Genomic DNA, 20,563 nt, shown 5'->3' on the forward strand with positions numbered 1-20,563 from the left:
TACTATTCCTATTTTTATATATTAGTTTTATAAGTATTTAATCATCTAGAACTGTAATGAAAGGATCATGACCAATATATCCAATGAGTTGTTTTTTGCGATATATTTTCATATACCAGACATACGAACCGCGTCCCGCCCTCTGAGCTGTTGATTGATGATAATATCTTGTTATTAGTCCGCCATGACTTTCTCCATCTCTTTTATATACCACACTACTTATATTATTATTATCATCTTTAGCCAAATAAGGAATAGAAATATTACCATAATCAAGTTGCGGTAATGTTATAAGCGAAACATCACCACCGTCATCAGCTTGTAATCTCATATGACATAAAAGTATTGTATATTCAAATTGCTGAGTCAAAGACATTGGCCTCCATCTAATGTCATCAGCAACGTTAATCGTTACCTCTAACTCTCCCTTAGCATTATTTTTAGGAGTATAAAGATTTCCATTGCTTGTTATATAATAAAAATATTTATTATGTACTGATTTTGCCGTCCCGAGTGTTTTTGATTTACTTAAATCATAATTACTAAGAATAGCTTCTACATCCACACAAATAAGAATATCTACAGTTTGGTGTTTCGAAATCGCTATAGCGTCGCTCATATCTATTCTCCTTCACAATAAAGTGTTAGATTATTTAACAATCATCCATTATATTAATAATTCAGTTACAAAAAAACCACTGATATAAATCATAGTTTTTAAAAATAAATTATCTATATATTTACAGCAATTATTTAATATATAAATAAATTTCACATTATGTCGAAACGAAAAATTATTATCAGTATTTAGTCACCATTTGCAAACATGAGTAATTAAACATTCTCTCTTGCGTTAAAATTATATTCTTATGATATTTAACTATAAAATCAAACTTTCATTATTAATGATAAAAACACTTAGCAAATAAATTATCAAATGATTAATTCAACTATAAGTTTCTAGTTTCATAATAAAATTAAAATGAATTTAATATATTTAGTAAGTAATATGGCAGTGAAACTTTTAATTTTTATATTAAATGTAATTCTGCCTATCCTTGGCGTAACACGTATATTAATTCAGCAAACTAAAATACTAAGTTACATTAGTTATGTTTAATAATTAGATTATAATTAATCATCAGAAATAACAATGCTAGTTAATGGAGTATGATAGCAATAACCAACAAGTTTATTTAAGTGATCATAAATAGCTAGATACCATGCATATTGAGCTACACCTGGCTTACGCAGCGTAGATTTTTGATAGTAAATATGTCTTTTTTCATAAGCAAAATCGGACAAAGGAGCTTGTGGCAATTCAATAACATTCTCTTCCGGAGGAGTCATATCTTTTTTAAGCTTGGGGACAACAACATTAGTTAATGTATATACAGTCGTTGGTTGAGAAATATAATCATTAGCATCTCTTTTTTCCAGGCGATATAAAAACACCTTATAGTTAAATTGAGCAGATATGCTAGAAGATTGCCATCTAACTGAATCACCTACCTTACCTGTAACTTTAAGTGAATTTGTAGCGTTTTTCTCGGGAGCATAGGCTTGATTCTCAGTGGTAATATAATATAACAAGTTATCATCAATTTTAGTCGGTTTTTTATAATCCTGGCTCAGGCGGTCAAACTTATTTAAGATAGATTGCACATCAATACAAATTAAAATATCTATACTCTTAGAGAATTCAGCAATATCATCAGTATTCATAATGTTGGCCCTATTATCTTATATTGATTTTGTAATTTACAAAACGTGAACAAAAGAGCTATGAGAAATATACCCAATTAACTCAAGGTTATCATGTATGCTTATTATAAAAGTCAATTTTTCTTTACCTGATTTCTTACCTTCTGACTCTATATAAGATTGTGTTGCAGATTCTACTCCATATTTAAATGGTGTACCGGGTAACTGCTTATCATCTTGTTCTGGGTAATTGACCTTTGTGACTTCCTGAATATATTTTATCGGTGTTATCGCTTTATAGGTATTTTCTTTAGTTTTTTTGTATAAGTTTACTGAATGTATTAATTGTTGAGTTAAAGATATTACTCTCCACCTGACAGTATCGCCGACACCCACTTTTACTATCAATTCACCCGTAGCATTATCTTCAGGTATATAAGCATTTTCATTATTAGTAATGTAATGAAAATATTTATTATCTACCATTGTAGGGTTGTCTGGATTTGTTCCCAATTTATTGTAATTACTAATAATACTATCAACATCCACACAAATAAGAACATCTATAGTTTCATTCATTTTTGTACCCCTTCATTGGATTAAGTTGCACTAAGAGTCCTCTATCATTCTAATAATTAACTACTAAACCTGAAATAACTACTGGTATAAATCACAGTTTAGATAAGAAAATTACTTATATATTTATCAGAAATCTTTTTAGATACAGCCAAATCCTACCGATAATTTATTGTTTTAAAAAAACAATTTATATTAAATTAATATCACAACGATATTAATTTATAAACAAATTAGTATTCTTTTAAGATATAATTGCTTGTGTCGTTTAATTTCAAAGATATTAATTTTATCGATTTGAAAGTTTGACACTATAATATATACCCAATGGATTTCAAGATGCATCACGACGGCAAGGGAGCGAATCCCCGGGAACATAGCGAACTATGTGACCGGGGTGAGTGAGTGTAACCAACAAAGAGGCAACTTGAAAGATAACGGGTACACTCCTGGATTCATTATCAATATTCTCACACAAGACAAAACAGTACATGTCTCAGGACTTAGCTAAAGTGTGAGGGATTGTAAAAGGGATTTCCTCAAAGAGGAAATCCCTTACTTTCATTCAATTTTACTCAATGATTAAATTATCAATTGATATTCTTCGACAAGAATTGTGTATCGGGGAAATCTTCATTTAATTCATCATAATCTTTAACTTCATTTTCAAAGGTAACAATCTTATTTTGCCCACTGCATTGGCTATTAGATATCATATTACAATCATCGGGAATATTCCTTTCTCTTATTCCAAGCCATTCAGAAAATAGAGTCAGAAAATGCAATCCACTTCTTTGTGCCGTTATCTCTTCACGATCAGAATAATCACTTCCGGTAATAAAAAACGGCACCTGAAAACTCTGTTTATTTTCATCATCATGTGTCAGGTTTTCTTGATCGGTTCCTTTATTAACATAAGAAAGCCCATGATCTGAAAAATAAAGCATCGTCCATCTTACATGATGCTTATTAGCCTCAGATGCAATTTCAGAAAGCAGCTCATCTGTATTCGATATACTTTTTACATAACAAGAAATTTCTTCCGATTGTAAGAACAGATCATATTTCCCATTCGTTCTAACGCACGCCTGTGGGTGAGATCCCATCAGGTGAATAACAATCAGCTTTTTCTTCTTTTCTGGTATTAATGCCTGTTTAATGTAAGGCACCAATTTATCATCAGGCAAATAACGCCGGTCATCAGAATTTCCACTTTTCAGGAAGTGGACACTATCTGCCTGTTGTCCAATCAACGCAACCGGAGAATCAAAAGCACTCTTCATCCCCTGATTAGATATCCAATAAGTATAAAATCCGGCTTTTTTCGCCAACGTTATGACACTATCATTCAAATTGATCGCATTCTCACCTTTCAGAGCCAGTGAGTTAGTCAAAGATAACTGGGTAGATGCCGCTGATGAGATATAATTTGTAAATATCTTGCCATTAGCCTTGTCCAACCACGGCGTATTGTTATAAGGAAAACCATACGCATTCATAAAGTCCTTTCTAACACTTTCACCAATGACCATGATATAAGTTTCATATTTATCCTCTTTTACCACAGGCTGCCAAGAATCTTTCTGCTTTATTATTTCAGCGAACCTGATTCTTTCTGAATTAACTTCTTTATAGCTTTCAACGACATCACTAAAAAACCTAATTTCAGGTAATCCTGATGCCAATAAATTAAAATCAGGATTGAAATCGGAATTTATATACCCTTTTACCGGTGACCAGAAAGCTGACAATACAGAAAATAGTGATAAAAATATTATACTCTTTCTCTTCAGCGTTACTCTTACCTTAAAAGATAAAATCATTAATATAATAGTAGCCAACACCACTAAATAGGTAAAAATAGGTAACCCGCTGATATATTCTAACGCTTCATTTTTATTAGTATAAATTAAAGACCCTACTGAATTGACATCGGGAAAACCATAATTCAATCCTACAGGAGAATAGATCACGCCAATGAATCCAATCATGAATACCAAGATATAATATATATATTTGTTAAGATTGGACAATAATATCAGAATTGAAAAAGCACTAAATACATATATAAACTTTAGCTGATATCCAAGGCTTAAATGGGCCAATGAAATAAAACCAAATAAGCATATCAAAGTGAAATTTTCTTGGATTTTTTTACTCAACAACATACTTACTCATTTCCTTTAAATAAATCGATAACAATAAAACACCAAAAAATTCATAACCTTTTCTTATTAATAGAAGTGGTTTTACAATAAGAAAATCTGCGGCTAGTCAGCTACCATCATGATGCAACTTCAAGCTGTATCATTCAGATTGCTACACCGAGCCATTAAACTAACGCATAAAAAAACACCTTACTCATTCATCTGTAACTTAGTTAAGGATTTCCTCAGCCTGAACAGTTATTAGTCTTCAATTTTTGATTAACAGCATGTAAATAATATGCGTTTTTTTTGTTAATAGCAAAAACTCTGAATATATCGATCCTGATCGTGATTTTAAACTATACTTAATGAGTAGCTTATGCACGAAGACATATATCTGAGAACAACGATAACTAACTGAAAGATAGTTAAAATATCTACCTTGAGCACTGTGTATCTCAAAGAAACATTATTCTCTTAATCAATATTCAGTAAAGAGAAAGCTAGTCAGGTCAAGTTATTGGTTGTTAAAAGCTATTATGAACATTAACCACTAAAATTGATGACCTAGCCCAAGCTTTTCATACGGCAGCGACTATGTCGATATTCCAGTAAATCCAGCCAGGAAAATTCAATAAGATATTGACAATAGATGGCACACATGGAAAGAATCATCTCAAAACCATTAGGAGATTAGTGATGAATGAAAAATTCTATCAATTAAAAATAACGCTTATAGATTCAAAACCGGCTATTTGGCGGCAATTTGTCGTTCCAGCCTCTATTTCCTTTGACCGGCTGCATGACGTGATACAGATCGTGATGGGATGGCAGGATAGTCATCTACATGAATTCCGTATTGGCAAACTGCGACTAACAGAAATGCCAGAAAGCCCATCTGATGGCAAGGAAGAAGATTTATACCGTCTAACTGACCTGATTAAACAAAAAGGGCGATCTTTTACTTATATCTATGATTTTGGCGATGGATGGGAACACGAAATTACGTTAGAAAACAGCGATTATCCGGCAAATAACCTTCCACTTCCTTTTTATTGTCTTGATGGCGCTCGCACCTGTCCCCTGGAAGATACCGGTGGGATTGACGGTTATGAAAATTTAATCGCAATACTGAATGATCCTGACCATGAAGAATATGCAGAAACACGACAATGGGTAAGCGAATTACTTGATTTAGATGAAGATGAAGGTGAGGATTTCGACTTCGAACAATTTCCCATTAACAATATTAATGCCTTTTTGGCGCTCTATTATCGCTGGTCACGGGATCGTTACCATCTCTTGTGGGATTGGGAATGAATTTAATAATGGGATAAATCTATCATCATTGGGAAAAGTTTCAGATGAGTCACTATGACAAACATTGGTGCTTGATTTGAGTTAATCTTTCTCATGGAATTGGATGATACTTAATTCGGTATCGAGTGCAGTTTCTACGGTGCTTTCAGATCAGCCCTATCAAGCTGCACTGGTATTTATATAGCGATAAAATACCATTATCATCATCCATTTGATATTAAATATAGTAACTATCACCATAGGTATTATTATTGCAGACTACTCCTAAACAAAGCATGCATATAAGATTCTCTTCTCTCATCACTCCTTTCCGGCTGTATTAACCAAGGCTTAATTATTAAAACAACGATTAAATAGATAATGCCATTAATCATCATAATAGATTGTAATAAAAGTATTTTTTAATTAAAGATTAATATAGTGAATTCGAGATAGCTTGATATAGCATTGATTCCATATTGAGTTTGTAACACTTTCTTACAAATTCATATTTTTGTAAATTTGAAAAAAATTCTTGCTATCTGATGAATGTTTAATTATTAATTAAGTTCCATCATATGGACTATATTTAAAAAAATTTTACCCCCCTGTTCCCCTTATTCTTGGGGATTAACTGATTGGGATTGATCTCGGTTCTTCCTATCACTCAACTCGCCATTAATTCACTCTATAAGCGCTGCTTTTATCTGTGATGGTGGGATTTTTACTACGTTATTTCTTTGGCAAAAGAACTAATTATTTCAACGTCTGGACAAAATATGACGCTAAAAAATGTAATACGACAAGGGGACAGAACCTCTCACGGCGGCTCTGTCTTAGCCAGTGACGGCAGTTTTAAGGTTTTGGGTAAAGACGTGGCGCGGATTAACGATCCGGTGTCGTGTCCAAAGTGTGGCGGGCATCAAACCATTGCTGAGGGAACCTCAACCGTGATCGGAACCAATCAACAAGGGCTCGCTCTAGAGGGCATGAAAACCTCCTGTGGCGCCGCCTTGATCGCCTCACAAACATCTTTTCAGATAAAAACCTTATAGGACCGTGCGTTATGAATAAAAAAGAGTCTCTATTCCTACAAGAATTGCATTATATGCAGCAATTGGCGCAGGAAGCCGCAAAAGAACATCCGCACCTGGCAGATTTTTTATCTGATCCGGATGTCGGGCGAGTGATGCAGGGCTTTGCGCTGTTAATTGCCCGTCTTCGCTACAAGATCGAGGATGATTTTCCTGAACTTTACTTAGGGATACTGGCACACGTCTGGCCATACGCCATGTGCCCAATCCCTCCCACGAGTATCGTTCAATTTTCACCCACTGGGAAACATCACCTGGGCGCGATGACGCTACCAGAAGGGATGCCGGTTTTTGCCGGCGAAGGAGAAGAGGAAGTCAGTTTTGAAACCTGCTGTCCTCTGGATATCGAGCCACTGACAGTGATTGATCGACAACTGAATGCAACCCCAGAGTACAGTGAGATAACGCTGACACTGCAATGTTCGGAGAATATCTTAGAATGGCGAAGCCGACCGCTACATTTCTTTCTGGGCAGCGATCGTCTGCAAGCCGCTGAATTAGCCTTATGGCTTGACTTTAATCTGTGTGATGTCTTGTTACGGACGCAGGACAAAACCATCACGCTCGATCGCTGTTACCCAGTCCCGGCATTGTGGGGAACCGAGCGGCAGGTTGCCATCCTTCCCACGATAAAAACCACGCCATACTCTATCTTGCAACTGATGACAGAGTACTATTATCTGCCCCATGTGCATGATTTTGTGACGATTGATATCAAGAATGATTGTCCATTGGTGACGTTGAACGCAGACCGGACATTCGAACTGATTTTTCGGTTTGATGGTCATCTGATGCTAAACGATATTTCCCAAACCTTTCTGTTGGACTGCGTGCCGGTAAGACATCTGGAGCCGATGAGTGCGAATATCTCGGTAAACAGTGAAGCCAACCATTATCAAATCCCATTGGATTCGACAAAGCAACTGTTCAAGCTGAACCACGTTTACACATCCACTGAACCGAAGCTAGAACGGGGGCAGCCCTACCGCTATCTGCCGATTGAGAAATTCTCCCTAACCGCTCATTTTCTGCCGGATGCTGAGTTTCTTTACTATTATCAGCTTAAGACGGAATGCGATATGTCGCAGAATAACCTGCAACATCTTCACTTCTTTGACTGTCATGGCGAACCAGCGAATAACCTGCCGCCACAATCCATTTTTTGTCAATTTACCGGTTATCAGACCCGGGCCTCTAACCTGGGTATCGGCGAGATTAATCTACCGGGAGAATATGCCTCGGGGCTGAAAGTGAGCAACATCACCCCAGTTTCTGCTGCCTGTCACTCAACAATGACGGAGGATCAGACAGGTAGATCGGCCTGGTCACTCATCTCTTTCCTTTCCGTATCACCCTGGATGGCTTTTCAAACCCACTCGTTAAAAGACCTGATCAAGCTATTCGATTTCTCTTCCGATCGGTCATTAAGCAAACGTATTCAGGAACATATCGACGGGATCATTCGGCTGGATAACATCCCAATAGATCGCCTCGACAAAGGGGTTCCAGTGCGGGGCCATCAACTCGTCCTGACATTGAACCCGGATTGTTATGCCAATCAGGGGGAGATGCATCAGTTCAGTCTGGTGGTGACACGCCTGATGACGCTTTTCATCAGCATGGGCGCTTTTGTGATGATGAAAGTTATTGATGGTCAGACGGGAGAAATCCTGTGGGATTTTCACCACATGATGTTCGGATTGCGTCCTTATATCTAACGTTAATCGCAAGGAGATAGTATCAATGAGCAAATTAAGCCCACTCTATTGTCTTGATTGTAAAAACATGCTGAAAAACTGGTTAGAATTTCAGTTGGTGGATGAACAGGGGAAACCCTTAATCAATATGCCTTATCGTTTGAAAATCCGAGGGAATCCTCGGCTAGGACGTAAAGGCGTTACCGATGGCAATGGTTTATTAAGGGAAGAAGATATGCCTCCCCATCCGGTAACCTTGTATATCGGCGCCCAACCACTGGCCGACGAAATGGAACAGCGTCCGTTGCGGGAAATACGCGGTGAAGAGGCTTCGGTGGTGAAGCCAAAAGCGGAAGCCGAAGGCTATCAATATCGCTATGTGACTATCGGGCAGATTAGTGATGGGTTGCCAACGCTAGATGATTGGAATGATCCTAAAAAAATTCCGCCTCCCTATCATTTCCCGGACCCGGAACCACAAGGCTATGAGGTCTATCCGATGAATCGACGGTATGTTCTGGAAGTATGCCCGTTTCGGGCCTGGGTTCTGCTGCTGCATCATCAAAAAGAGTATTCCATTGTGAATGCTTATAACCAGTGCTTGATGAGCGTGCTGGCCTATGCTGACGGGGATGTTGATATTGAAGGTTCTGTGAAACACTTTTTTAACCGGCAAATGGTGGATGTTTCAAAATTGCCCTATAAAGTGGAAACATTATCGGCAACGCCTGTAGTTTACGATGTGCCGTTTAGTGAACGTTACACTCAAGTAGAGTTTATTGATTCAAAAGCAGGAGATAATAAACAGGGTGATACTCAATTATTTTATGCGGTCAGTAAAAATGATGTGATTGTCGGTTGGCGGGGTACAGCCAGCAAGCGAGATATCCTGACGGATGCCACATACCAACCTTTGGAATTAGGTTGCGATGAAAAAGCGCTATGCAGCGGATTTATTCACAGCGGCAAAGTACATAAAGGTTTTTGGGAAGCATTTAGCCTGGTTAGCAAGTTAAAAGTTCCTAATAATACGGATAAAAAAGTATTTCCCGATATTACCAAGTTCGCTACAAACAAAAAATTATTCGTCTGTGGCCACAGTCTGGGTGGTGCACTTGCATTACTACATTGCGCACAACTGAAAGAATATGATCCGTGTCTTTACAGCTATGGAATGCCTCGGGTGTTAACTGCTAGTGCAGTACAGGAACTGGCAGATATCACCCATTACCGCCATGTGAATGAAGATGACCCGATCCCTTCCTTACCACCGGAAAAAAATCTGGATAACTGGCTATATGATTGTTGGGGACCACTCGGCTATCTATTCAGCCCTGTTGAATTGTTGGATGTTACCAAAAGCGGTGAAATTTTCTTGCATCACGGAAAAATAGTGCACTTTTGTAAAATCAATCTGGTTATTGAATGGCAGGAAGAACGTAATCCAAGCAACCATATACGACTCAGAACTACCTTACCCACCAAAACAAAATTATATTTAATTCCGTCTCTAAACCGTGAAACGGAACATAATCTAAAGGACGCAGGAGAGATTCAGAAAGGATTTTTTAAGCGGATAAGAGATATGGATAAGGCAAAATGGTTTCCATTGAACGATAATCCAACCGAAAAGGATGCCTTGGGGTTCCCTGATCATCGTTCAAGGAAATATGCCTGTTACATTGGCGCACGACTGGCGGAGTTGATTGCACCAGATAAATACCATTTTTTTCGAGATCAGGAACAATTATTTGAAAAAACACTGAACGATAGGGCCGATATCGTTGCTGATATTCGGCAACGCGATGCATTATTTTTACAAATAGACCATCAACTAAAGCAAGCTCTGATTTGCACTCAACAAGATCAACAGGGACCGTTAGCTTTAACACGCTATATAGATAATGCTGTAGGAATTGAGGAAAACTTACCATGACAAATATCAAACAATACTTATCGGTCTTGTCAGTGATTTTAATATCTGGCTGTGCTGATCCTAATGAGTCGCTTTCTCCGCCCAAAGAAAATCAGTGGATCACCGTAGAAGGAGTAGCACCGAAATATACCGCACCTCATGTGTCCGCAGAGTATATCTCAAAAGATTGCCTTGAGTATCGTCTGGATTCCAATATGTCGCCTTTTAAGGTGCCAACCTATAACGGATTACGTTTGGAGGATGTAAAAGCTGATCCACAAACCGGTTACTTTCAGGCAAAACTACCTTTTAATGGCGGCGGCCAGTGTAAATGGAAAATCAACCGAGCGTTTGTGTCAATCAGTTATACCGATGTCCACCATCTGATAAAAGATGCAGTGCCCTATGGAGGAACAGGTTTAATCGCATTTATCAATGATGCTGCCCGGACAAATATTAGCGAAATCCCCGCATCGAATACGATTAATTTTAGCCCGATTATTTATCCTGTTTTAGAAATGGTTGAAGGATTTCCGAAAAGCGTATCCTTACAGGGTGAAGTTAGTATGTATCCCTTTAGGTTGAAGTTAACACCGGGCGTTAAATGGAAAATCACCTATAAACCTAAGCTAGATGAAACCAAAATGCCAAAAATAACGGTAACTAAAGGGAGAGGCGAATGGGTTGAATATCCCAATGGAAGAATCGACCTCCATCGCCAAACGATAGATTACTGGAAGATAAAATAGTATCTACCTCTGTAGGCATTAAGGAAAATTTACCATGATAAATATTAAACAATACTTATCGGTCTTATCAGTGATTTTAATATCAGGCTGTGCTGATCCTAATGAGCCGCTTTCTCCGCCCAAAGAGAATCAGTGGATCACAGTAGAAGGGGTAGTACCAAAATATACCGAACCATATGTGTCCGCTGTGTATATATCAAAAGATTGCCTAAGATATCAATTACATGCTGACATGTCCCCTTATAAAGTACCGACCTATAATGGATTGAGTCTGGATGTAAAGGCCAATCCACAAACCGGTTACTTTCAAACGAAGTTACCTTTTAATGGAGGAGGCCGGTGTAAATGGAAGATTGACCGAGCCTTTGTGACTGTGGGTTATACCGATGTCCGTCATTTAGTGAAAGATGCTACTCAAGAAGCAGGAACTGAGGGTACTGGTTTAACTGCATTTATCAACGACGCAACCCAGACAAATCTGAGCGAAACGGCGGCATTGAATACTATAGACTATAGTCCGGTTATTTACCCTGTATTGGAAATGGTTAATAGATTCCCCAAAAGAATATTCCTACAGGGTGAAGTAGGAATGCGTCCCTTTAGATTAAGGTTAACTCCAGGTGCTGAATGGAATATTACCTATAAACCTAAGTTAGATGAAACCAAAATGCCTAAAATTATTATCCCACCAGGTAAAGAACCTTCAAGAGTTGAATATCCTGATGGCAGAGTTGACTTAAACAGAGACTCTATTGATTACTGGAAGATAAAATAATATCTACCCCTGTAGGCATTGAGGAAAACTTACCATGATAAATAGTAAACAATACTTATCGGTCTTATTAGTGATTTTAATATCGGGTTGCGCTGACTCTAATGAACCGCTTTCTCCGCCCAAAGAGAATCAGTGGATCACCGTAGAAGGCATAGCACCGAAGTATACAAAACCATATGTGTCCGCTGTGTATAAATCAAAAAATTGTCTTAAATATCAGTTACACGCTGATATGTCGCCTTATAAAGTGCCGACCTATCACGAATTGCGTCTGAATGTGAAAGCCAATTCACAAACCGGTTACTTTCAGGCAAAACTACCTTTTAATGGTGGGGGCCGATGTAAATGGAAAATTGACCGGGCTTTTGTAACAGTGGGTTATACCGATGTTCTTCATTTGGTGAAAGATGCTGTTCAGGAGGAAGGAGCTGAGGGAACAGGGTTAACTGCATTTATCAACGATGCAGTCCAGACAAATATTAGCGAAATCGCAGCATTAAATACTATTGATTTCAGTCCGGTTATTTATCCTGTTTTGAAAATGGTTGAAGGGCGTCCTAATAGAATATTCTTACAAGGTGAAGTATTAAAAATGCGCCCTTTTCGACTCACGTTAACTCCAGGAGCTAAATGGAAAATTATTTTTAAGCCTAAGCTGGATGAAACCAAAATGGCGAAGGTTACTGTGACTCATGGGAAAGGCGAATGGGTTGAATATCCGGGTGGCAAGATTGATAACGGTACTCAAGAAGTCGATTTTCGATTCATATATGGGAATATGAAATAACGCTATCAGCGTAGCTTATTTATTTCTAAATAAGATGAATAGGAAGATCTGGAATTGGACACACTATGCAAGTAATGCTGTAGGCATTGAGGAACAGTTACCATGAAAAATATCAATAAATACTTATCGGTCTTATCCGTGATTTTAATATCAGGCTGTGCTGACCCAAATGAGCCGCTCTCTCCTCCCAAAGAGAATCAGTGGATCACCGTAGAAGGAGTGGCACCGAAATACACACAGCCGCATGTATCCGCAGAGTATATTTCAAAAGATTGCCTTGAATATCAGCTACATGCTGACATGTCACCTTATAAGGTGCCAACCTATAATGGACTTCGCCTGAAAGTGAAAGCTGATCCGCAAACCGGTTATTTTCAAACAAAGCTACCTTTTAACGGTGGTGGCCGGTGCAAATGGAAAATTAACCGAGCCTTTGTGTCAATAAGTTATACCGATGTCCGCCATCTGGTGAAAGATGCCATTCCATATTCGGCCACCGGTTTAATCGCATTTATCAATGATGCTGCCCGGACAGATATTAGCGAAATTCCCGCATCGAATACGATTGATTTTAGCCCGGTTATTTACCCTGTTTTAGAAATAGTTGAAGGATTTCCGAAAAGCGTATCCTTACAGGGTGAAGTATTAAAAATGCGTCCTTTTCGACTTAAATTAACTCCAGGAGCTAAATGGAAAATTATTTTTAAACCTAAACTGGATGAAACCAAAATGGCGAAAGTTACTGTGACTCATGGGAAAGGCGAGTGGGTTGAATATCCGGGCGGCAAGATTGATAACGGCACTCAAGAAGTCGATTTTCGATTCATGTATGGGAACATGAAATAATGCTATCAGCGTAGCTTATTTATTTTATTTCTAATCAGATTAACAAGGCTATATCTACTAATTTCTTAAACACCAACACCATAAATAAGGAGTCCATATGAACGATGGATTACACTTTCTTTGTCATATTATCGATTTACCGGAGAAAACTTTTGCGGTCGCTGAATTTTCTCTACAGGAGGAATTATCCGAATTATTTACCCTATCCTTAACGCTGGTCAGTAAACGGGCCGATATTGATCTGGAATCACTGCTATTAAAATCGGTGAAATTCCGGGTGGTTTTCAACGACGTTGAGCAACGTCAAGTGAGCGGGGTTATCACACAAGCTGTATTAGGTGATACGCATGTTCACCGCACCATTTATTACCTGACCGTCCGGCCTGCTCTCTGGCGGATGAATCTGAATCAGGACAGCCGGATTTATCACCGGCAAAGCGTGCCGGAAATTCTCAACAGTTTGCTGAAAAAACATTGCATCCTGTTCGATTGCCAATTAGATGAATTTCATTACACGCGCGAGTATGTGACGCAGAAACGGGAATCCGATTATGACTTTTTTGTCCGGTTAGTGGCCGAAGAAGGGCTGAATTTCTGGTTTGAAGACGACAAGCTGTTTTTCAGCGACAGCCATTTAGGGATGACGGCCAACTTACCGCTGGTCTACAACCCGCAGATAGAGACGGCCACAGAAATGAACGTGATGAATCAGGTACGTCTGGGCGTCTCCACAACCCCGATGCGGATCATTTATAAGGACTACAATCCCCAGAATCCCGCTTACCGCCTGACACACCGGGCCAATATCGATGCCCGTGTCGAAGGGCAGGAAACCCTGTTTGCGCTCTTTGAAAGCTACGGCCGCTTTCAGAAAGACGCGGAGGCAAAACCCTTCGTCCAGCGTCAGCAGCAGGCCGTCCAGAATCAACGTCAGGCCGGTAGCGGGCAAAGCAACTGCTTTAAACTGATGCCCGGTAAAATCTTTGACCTCAGCGAACACCCGGTTGATACCCTGAATACCCGCTGGCAAATCGTGGCTATTCGTCATCACGGCAAGTGCCCGCAGGCATGGCAAGAAAATAGCGGAGAGTCAGGCACTTATCTGCATAACGAATTCAGTTTTATTTCGGGCTATAGAGATTGGCGAGCGCTATATCGTTACAAACCGCTGGCGGATGGCGATGAAGTGGCGACTGTGGTCGGCCCGGAAGGAGAAGAGATTTATGTCAATGAAGAAGGCTGTATTCGCATTCATTTTCACTGGGATCGTTATGATAAAGCCAACGAAAATGCCGCCTGTTGGGTACGGTTCACTCAGGGTTGGAATGGCAGTGGTTACGGTTTTATGGCTATCCCCCGTATCGGTCAGGAGGTGATTGTCTCCTACCTGAACGGCGATATTGATCGCCCGATTGTGACGGGTTGCACCTATAACAGATTAAACCGGCCGCCGCTAAATTTACCCGCCGAAAAGACCCGAACCACCTTTAAGACCCAGACTCACAAAGGGGAAGGTTTTAACGAGTTGCGCTTTGAAGATGCAAACGACCGGCAGGAGATTTACCTGCACGGGCAAAAAGATCTGACCGCCCATATTCAGCATGATGCTTACTGGCATATTAAACACGACCATAAGCAGCGAATCGATAATAACCGCTATAGTGAAATTTCAGTGGATGATCATCAGCATATCAGAGGATCGGGGAAGTACAGCACTGATGGAGATGTTTCACACCGTATCTCAGGTAGTCAACATTTACAGACCGGGGATGCATTAGTCGCTGAAAGCGGTCAGGAAACACATCTAAAAAGCGGCGGTAAAATGGTGTTGGAAGCGGCGTCAGAAATTACCTTAAAAGTCGGCGGTCATTTTATCCGGATAACCCCCGGCGGTATTCTGACTTCGCCAAATTTATTAGTCGGGCAAGGTTCTGCCGGCACTGGCCGTGGATTGTCTCTGCAACTGCCGGAAGGGGTTGCGCCTCTGCCCGATGTTAAATCTCCTGCCAAACCGTTTTGTGCTGTGCTGGCTCAACAAGAAGAAGATTGGGTTATTAATAATCCGGAGGACAAATGAATACATCAATAAATTGGCTACAGTGGCTGAGTATCCCTAATAAACCATCGGTTTTCTTTATGCTCAATTCGCTCGCGGAACCTGATCCGGTGGCGCTCTTTTATCGCAAAGACTGGGTAGAGCAGGCTTTTCCGCTATACAGCAATACCCCGATGGATCACATGCTGGCGCAAAGTCCCTGGCTGGTTCAGCCCAAGTCAGGCTGTCTGTCAACGATCGCTCATCTGCTTGATAGCCATGCCCTAAGCGATAACAGTTGGGGTTGGGCTTACCGCAGTGATGAATCATGGATACAACAGCTTAATCATTGGCGTTCACGCCAGCAGGTGATATTACAAGAGAAACTGGTGATTTTTCGCAGTATGGACCCACGTATCCTCAGTCAATTATTACCGGCAATGATAGTCAGCGATTGGTCAGCATTTTTGACACCGGTGAGTGAGTTGATGATCGATATGCCCGAACCGCAGATTTATTATCGGCCGGAAAATTGTGGTCAAGGCGGCAGTGAATTGCCCTTTATCCTGGGCAGCCATTTATTAGATGCCTGGCATCATTCTGATAGCGCCCTGCAAGGGATGGCATCTGCCATCAATTATAATTGCTGGGAAAACCACGGAGAATTAGCTTATAAACTGGATAATCCAGAGGGACAGTTAATGGAAGGAATTATCAATTGGTTAAAATACCGTTTAGCAAATGGGGATAATATTAGCAAGCTTACCTGTGTAGATTATTTACAAACACTGACTGATGACTCCCCTTCCCAAGGGTTTATTGAAAGCTGAGAGTTGATATCCTCTCCTGTATGAATGCATCTCAGTTTACAAGGCTTTTGTTGTTCTGACATCGACGAGTAGTTGCAGCTCTGTATTCGGACATGGGCTCCCACGTATGGGCAAAAGAAATGTCTCCGGTTGAGATCATGACTGCGCCCGTACATTCGTCTTCTTTTTTGCAGATTTTCCCTGCATAATCATGATGGATATTGGCGCACCTGCTCCTTATCGGCCTTCAAACCTTTATTTATGGTCGTCGGATATATGGTCGCAAACCGTATCAATTTAGTGCTTGCATAATCGGGGCGTCCATATATGGTTTTACGGTTTCAAATTACACTTGGTTGTCAATCATCAGGGGGAAATTTTGGCGCTTAAAGTCACTGCCGGTAATGTAGATGATCGGGAACCTGTTCGCGAATTAACAACAGAATTAACGGGTTCTCTGTACGGCGATAAAGGTTATCTCAGTCAGGAATTGGCTGACGACTTAGCTAAAGCGGGGTTCACTTTCCCCCCCAAAAACGCCGAAATATGAAAGCTCCCCTGCAAGCTGAGTGGGATAATATAATGTTATCAAAGCGTTTTATCATTGAAATGATTAATGGGCAATTAAAAACTATTTCTCAAATAGCGCATTCCCGCCACCGAAGTATAAAAGGCTTTCTGTTGTGCGTTTTAGGTGGATTGATTGCTTACAGCCTTAAATTGAAGAAGCCATCACTGAAAGTTTTCTACTTAGAAGAAGATTTTTCAATGACGGCTTAAGCAGAATTCAGGTTAATTATGTTGATGCCTTTTTGGAATCGTTTTCATCACAACAAAATCCAAGAAGACAATACGTTGGAGGGTATTTTCGAGAGTCTTAATGCTTAAGGTTCAGTGTATGATTGATTTATAAAGTAAATTACATAAACCATAATTCAAAGTTAATAGTAAGAAACATAAAAAATAGTGGTAAAAATAAGATTATGAAAAACAAATAATTAATTTTTATTTAATTAAAAATGTGAGTAATGTCAAAAAATAAATATTTATTACAATAAAATTGTTAGCAATTTAAATTTATTTAACTACTCTTAATTTTGGCGTTAAAAATATAAAAAACCGTTATCACAAGGCGGGGGGGGGGGGAATTAGCACCTAAATTATAGTGAAATATAATTAAAATAAAGTAGTGAAAATATAATAATCATCTATTTTTTGAAATGAAATTTTATTCTGAGATATTTTTAAACTAAGTTTTTTATAAAAATGTGAACCTAATTTTTGGATAATAAACAAGCATTCATGCTCTCACCTTAACAATTATAGAGAATGAAAAATGAAAAAACTATCTAAAGTCACATTAGTAAAACGAGATCATATTCCATCGATTCGCACTATTGAAGTGAATGGTGTGGAACATTGGCTAGGACACGTAAAAGATTTCATGAAAAATAACCAATTGATCGATTTTTTACCAGATGATAACCGTATATCTATGGCATGGGTTCGTCTTGAAGCAGGTGAAGAATTAGAACCACATATTCATCCAGTAGAATCAATGATTTTGCTCTGTGAAGGTTCTGCTGAATCAACAGGAGATATACAAACAGCTATGGAAGCAGGTGATGCGCTTTTAGTTCCGCCTGGTCATCTCCACGGTTTCAAAGGTGGTTATCCAGATGGTTTCTGGGGGTTATCCATTCAATTCGATTCTCGTGGCCTTTACGAGGATTTTACTGACCCTTGGGCAACTTTCCTTCCTGAGCAAGTTAATAAAAATTTGGGTACTACAATTGCGGAACAATTATTTTTTCGTAATGAGACTTATATGGAACGTTTCGATAAACATAAACTTTTTGCCTTAGTAAATCGTGGACTATTAAAAAAAACACAAGCAAAGAAAAGATTTCTCGATTGTTTCCAAGTTTGGTCTGACCATTTTCAGAAAATGGTGTTAACTCGTGCCGCAACATTACACAACGATGCTTTCGAAGAACTTACAATGTCCCATCTAGAAGAAGAACTCGGACATAATCGTGATATCAAAAATAACCGTATAGATTTTGAACCTGTATTTGATCCCGTTCTTGAAGCAGCAAGCTCATGGTTCGCTTATAAAATGATAACAGCAACTGAATTAGAAAAAGTTGTTTTAGTTCATTTGGTGGTTGAAGCCTCAGCTACTTTCTTCTACAAACATATTAAACCTGTAATGGATGATACTACTCCTAAAGCCCACTTTGACGTCCATAGTATCCTAGATGATGAACATGTACGTATGGGCTATGAATTCATATCTAACTACAATATTGAAGATGGAAAGCCTTTATTTGAGATCCAAAATAAAGGCTGGGCTATGTTAATGACAGTCATGTCACGTATCGCTGATTTAACAGTATACGAAAGTAGTGCAACAGGAGACGAATCCCAGGAGTTGGTTAATGAATCTTCAATGGGCTAAAGAAGGCACCCGAAGGGTGCCCTCCAAAATTTATACATGCAACCAGATATATGAACAAGAAATTAAAAATATTTTTCTGGGAAACTCATGGAATTATGTTGGGCTTTCTTCAGAAGTTGAAAATCTTGGCGACTATATACAAACATTTGTGGGAAATGTTCCTGTCATTTTAATCCGTGATAGAAAAGGAATATTACGTGTATTTGTAAACCGCTGTCCCCACAGAGGAGCAAAGATTTGCCATAACCCTCAGGGTAATACTAAGCTACTTGTATGTCCTTATCATGAATGGGCATTTAGTTTAGAGGGTAATTTAGTTGGGATGCCTTTTAGAAAAGGTATTAATGGAAAAGGTGGAATGTCTGAATTTTTCCATCCTGAAGAACATGGTTTGCAAGCTCTTAATGTGACTGAAAGACATGGTGCTGTATTTGCTAGTTTTTCATATGATATTGAACCATTTGAAACATATTTAGATCCTGTCATGCTTTCATACTTTGATCGTGTTTGTGATGGCAGAAAACTAAAAGTTGTTGGGAGAATGCAGCATAGAGTTAACTGTAATTGGAAACTTCAAATTGAAAATGTAAAAGATCCATTTCATGCAGCACTTCTGCATTCATTTTTTAAAAATTTCGGGATTTGGCGTTCAGATCAAAAAACTAGTGTAAAAGTTTGTTCTTCTGGTAAAAGCAGTGTATTAGTGTCAACAGCAACTTTCACCAAAGCTGAAATTAAAAAAAATGCAGAGACAAAAGCAGAGCTATCACTTTTAGATCCGAGAATCATCGAACATCAGCGTGAATATGACCACGGTACAGGCGCAATTATGACTGTTTTTCCAAATCTCATCCTGCTGCAACAACTTAATTGCTTAGCTATGCGTCATGTTATCCCTGATGGTACAGATCGTTGTATTAAAATTTGGACTTTTTTTGGCTATGAAAATGAATCTGAGGAGTTGACGAAACGGAGATTATTTCAGGCAAACCTACTTGGTCCTTCAGGATTGGTTACCATAGATGATAACGAGATTTTGGCTGTAACCCAAGAAGGCGCTAAAAGCATGCCAGACTCCGAAATCATTTTAGAAGCTAGTGTTGGTGAGTCAAGTGAAGACCACATGATGACAGAAGCGGCTATCCGTGGATTTTATAAATATTACCGAGGAGTGATGAATCTTGGATAATTATAAAATTTGGCTTACTATCAATAACTTGTATAGCTTATACAACAAAAATTTAGACTCAAAAATATTAGATAACTGGCCATCATATTTTACAGATGATTGTATATATCGAATTACTTCAAAACAGAATATAGATAATGGATGGGATCTATGCTTTGTTTTTTGTGAAGGAAAGAAAATGCTCATAGATCGCGCATCCGCTTTATCTGGGTCAATTTACTTTAGAGACAGAGTACAACAAAGGATAACATCTAATATATTATTGACAAATCTCGAACACTGCGGAGAGAAAACATTAGTCAATACAACAACAATATTTACAATTCATGAAAGCATATGTGGTCAAGAAAATAGGTTACTAATAAGTGGTATAACTAAGGATATTATCGAATACAAAAGTGGCGCTGCTTTATTTAAAGAACGTCTCTGTATTTGCACAGCAGATATTATTACAGATTCAATTGTGTATCCGATCTAAGT

General features: G+C 38.8%; 17 protein-coding genes and 1 pseudogene. 14 read left to right on the forward strand and 4 right to left on the reverse strand.

The window, feature by feature from the left end; all coding sequences use genetic code 11:
* Window positions 1–37: 37 nt before the first annotated feature.
* From OO184_RS13805 to OO184_RS13820, 4 genes are all read right to left on the reverse strand, one after another.
* A complete protein-coding gene (locus OO184_RS13805; RefSeq protein WP_265379684.1) occupies window positions 38–619 on the reverse strand; it encodes an AidA/PixA family protein in 582 nt (193 codons plus the stop codon).
* A gap of 515 nt (window positions 620–1,134) precedes the next feature.
* Entirely contained in the window at window positions 1,135–1,725 is a 591-nt protein-coding gene (locus OO184_RS13810; RefSeq protein WP_265379685.1) for an AidA/PixA family protein, read from the reverse strand.
* 36 nt (window positions 1,726–1,761) lie between these two features.
* Window positions 1,762–2,283: an AidA/PixA family protein gene (locus tag OO184_RS13815; RefSeq protein ID WP_265379686.1), complete on the reverse strand. Its 522-nt coding sequence runs from the start codon at window positions 2,281–2,283 to the stop codon at window positions 1,762–1,764.
* A 587-nt stretch (window positions 2,284–2,870) separates the two neighbouring features.
* Window positions 2,871–4,448, reverse strand: coding sequence for a phosphoethanolamine transferase (locus tag OO184_RS13820; RefSeq protein ID WP_265379687.1), 1,578 nt, complete (start codon window positions 4,446–4,448; stop codon window positions 2,871–2,873).
* 678 nt (window positions 4,449–5,126) lie between these two features.
* On the opposite strand from OO184_RS13820, the gene OO184_RS13825 reads away from it, so the two are divergent.
* The 14 genes and pseudogenes from OO184_RS13825 to OO184_RS13890 all read left to right on the forward strand — a co-directional run bounded on the left by OO184_RS13825 (window position 5,127) and on the right by OO184_RS13890 (window position 20,561).
* Window positions 5,127–5,747: a plasmid pRiA4b ORF-3 family protein gene (locus OO184_RS13825; protein WP_265379688.1), complete on the forward strand. Its 621-nt coding sequence runs from the start codon at window positions 5,127–5,129 to the stop codon at window positions 5,745–5,747.
* 758 nt (window positions 5,748–6,505) lie between these two features.
* Window positions 6,506–6,781, forward strand: a complete 276-nt coding sequence (locus OO184_RS13830) for a PAAR domain-containing protein (RefSeq protein ID WP_265379689.1) — start codon at window positions 6,506–6,508, stop codon at window positions 6,779–6,781.
* 11 nt (window positions 6,782–6,792) lie between these two features.
* Entirely contained in the window at window positions 6,793–8,538 is a 1,746-nt protein-coding gene (locus OO184_RS13835) for a type VI secretion system baseplate subunit TssF (protein WP_265379690.1), read from the forward strand.
* Between the two features lie 25 nt (window positions 8,539–8,563).
* On the forward strand, window positions 8,564–10,453 hold the full coding sequence (locus tag OO184_RS13840) for a Tle2 family T6SS lipase effector (protein WP_265379691.1): 1,890 nt from the start codon (window positions 8,564–8,566) through the stop codon (window positions 10,451–10,453).
* Window positions 10,450–11,181: a hypothetical protein gene (locus OO184_RS13845; protein WP_265379692.1), complete on the forward strand. Its 732-nt coding sequence runs from the start codon at window positions 10,450–10,452 to the stop codon at window positions 11,179–11,181. The genes OO184_RS13840 and OO184_RS13845 overlap by 4 nt, the downstream gene beginning before the upstream one ends.
* Window positions 11,182–11,215: 34 nt before the next feature.
* Window positions 11,216–11,956, forward strand: a complete 741-nt coding sequence (locus OO184_RS13850) for a hypothetical protein (protein ID WP_265379693.1) — start codon at window positions 11,216–11,218, stop codon at window positions 11,954–11,956.
* 34 nt (window positions 11,957–11,990) lie between these two features.
* Window positions 11,991–12,743 (forward strand): hypothetical protein, encoded by a 753-nt coding sequence (locus OO184_RS13855; protein WP_265379694.1) that lies wholly within the window; start codon window positions 11,991–11,993, stop codon window positions 12,741–12,743.
* A gap of 102 nt (window positions 12,744–12,845) precedes the next feature.
* Window positions 12,846–13,589 carry a hypothetical protein gene (locus OO184_RS13860; protein WP_265379695.1) on the forward strand — a complete coding sequence of 248 codons (744 nt, stop codon included), beginning with the start codon at window positions 12,846–12,848 and terminating at the stop codon, window positions 13,587–13,589.
* Window positions 13,590–13,686: 97 nt separating this feature from the next.
* The gene (locus OO184_RS13865) at window positions 13,687–15,666 is read left to right on the forward strand and encodes a type VI secretion system Vgr family protein (protein ID WP_265379696.1); all 1,980 of its coding nucleotides are present in this window, start codon (window positions 13,687–13,689) and stop codon (window positions 15,664–15,666) included.
* A complete protein-coding gene (locus OO184_RS13870) occupies window positions 15,663–16,454 on the forward strand; it encodes a DUF4123 domain-containing protein (RefSeq protein ID WP_265379697.1) in 792 nt (263 codons plus the stop codon). The genes OO184_RS13865 and OO184_RS13870 overlap by 4 nt, the downstream gene beginning before the upstream one ends.
* 307 nt (window positions 16,455–16,761) lie before the next feature.
* Window positions 16,762–17,213 (forward strand): annotated as a pseudogene (locus tag OO184_RS13875) (IS982 family transposase); the annotation flags it as partial.
* A 556-nt stretch (window positions 17,214–17,769) separates the two neighbouring features.
* Complete coding sequence (locus tag OO184_RS13880; RefSeq protein WP_265379698.1) at window positions 17,770–18,894, forward strand: cupin domain-containing protein; 1,125 nt, start codon at window positions 17,770–17,772, stop codon at window positions 18,892–18,894.
* On the forward strand, window positions 18,875–20,083 hold the full coding sequence (locus OO184_RS13885; protein WP_265379699.1) for an aromatic ring-hydroxylating oxygenase subunit alpha: 1,209 nt from the start codon (window positions 18,875–18,877) through the stop codon (window positions 20,081–20,083). The genes OO184_RS13880 and OO184_RS13885 overlap by 20 nt, the downstream gene beginning before the upstream one ends.
* Entirely contained in the window at window positions 20,076–20,561 is a 486-nt protein-coding gene (locus tag OO184_RS13890) for a nuclear transport factor 2 family protein (RefSeq protein ID WP_265379700.1), read from the forward strand. Before OO184_RS13885 ends, OO184_RS13890 begins: the two co-directional genes overlap by 8 nt.
* Window positions 20,562–20,563: the final 2 nt, after the last annotated feature.

Origin of the sequence: Photorhabdus aballayi (assembly GCF_026153155.1) — a bacterium.
Classification (GTDB): Bacteria; Pseudomonadota; Gammaproteobacteria; order Enterobacterales; family Enterobacteriaceae; genus Photorhabdus; species Photorhabdus luminescens.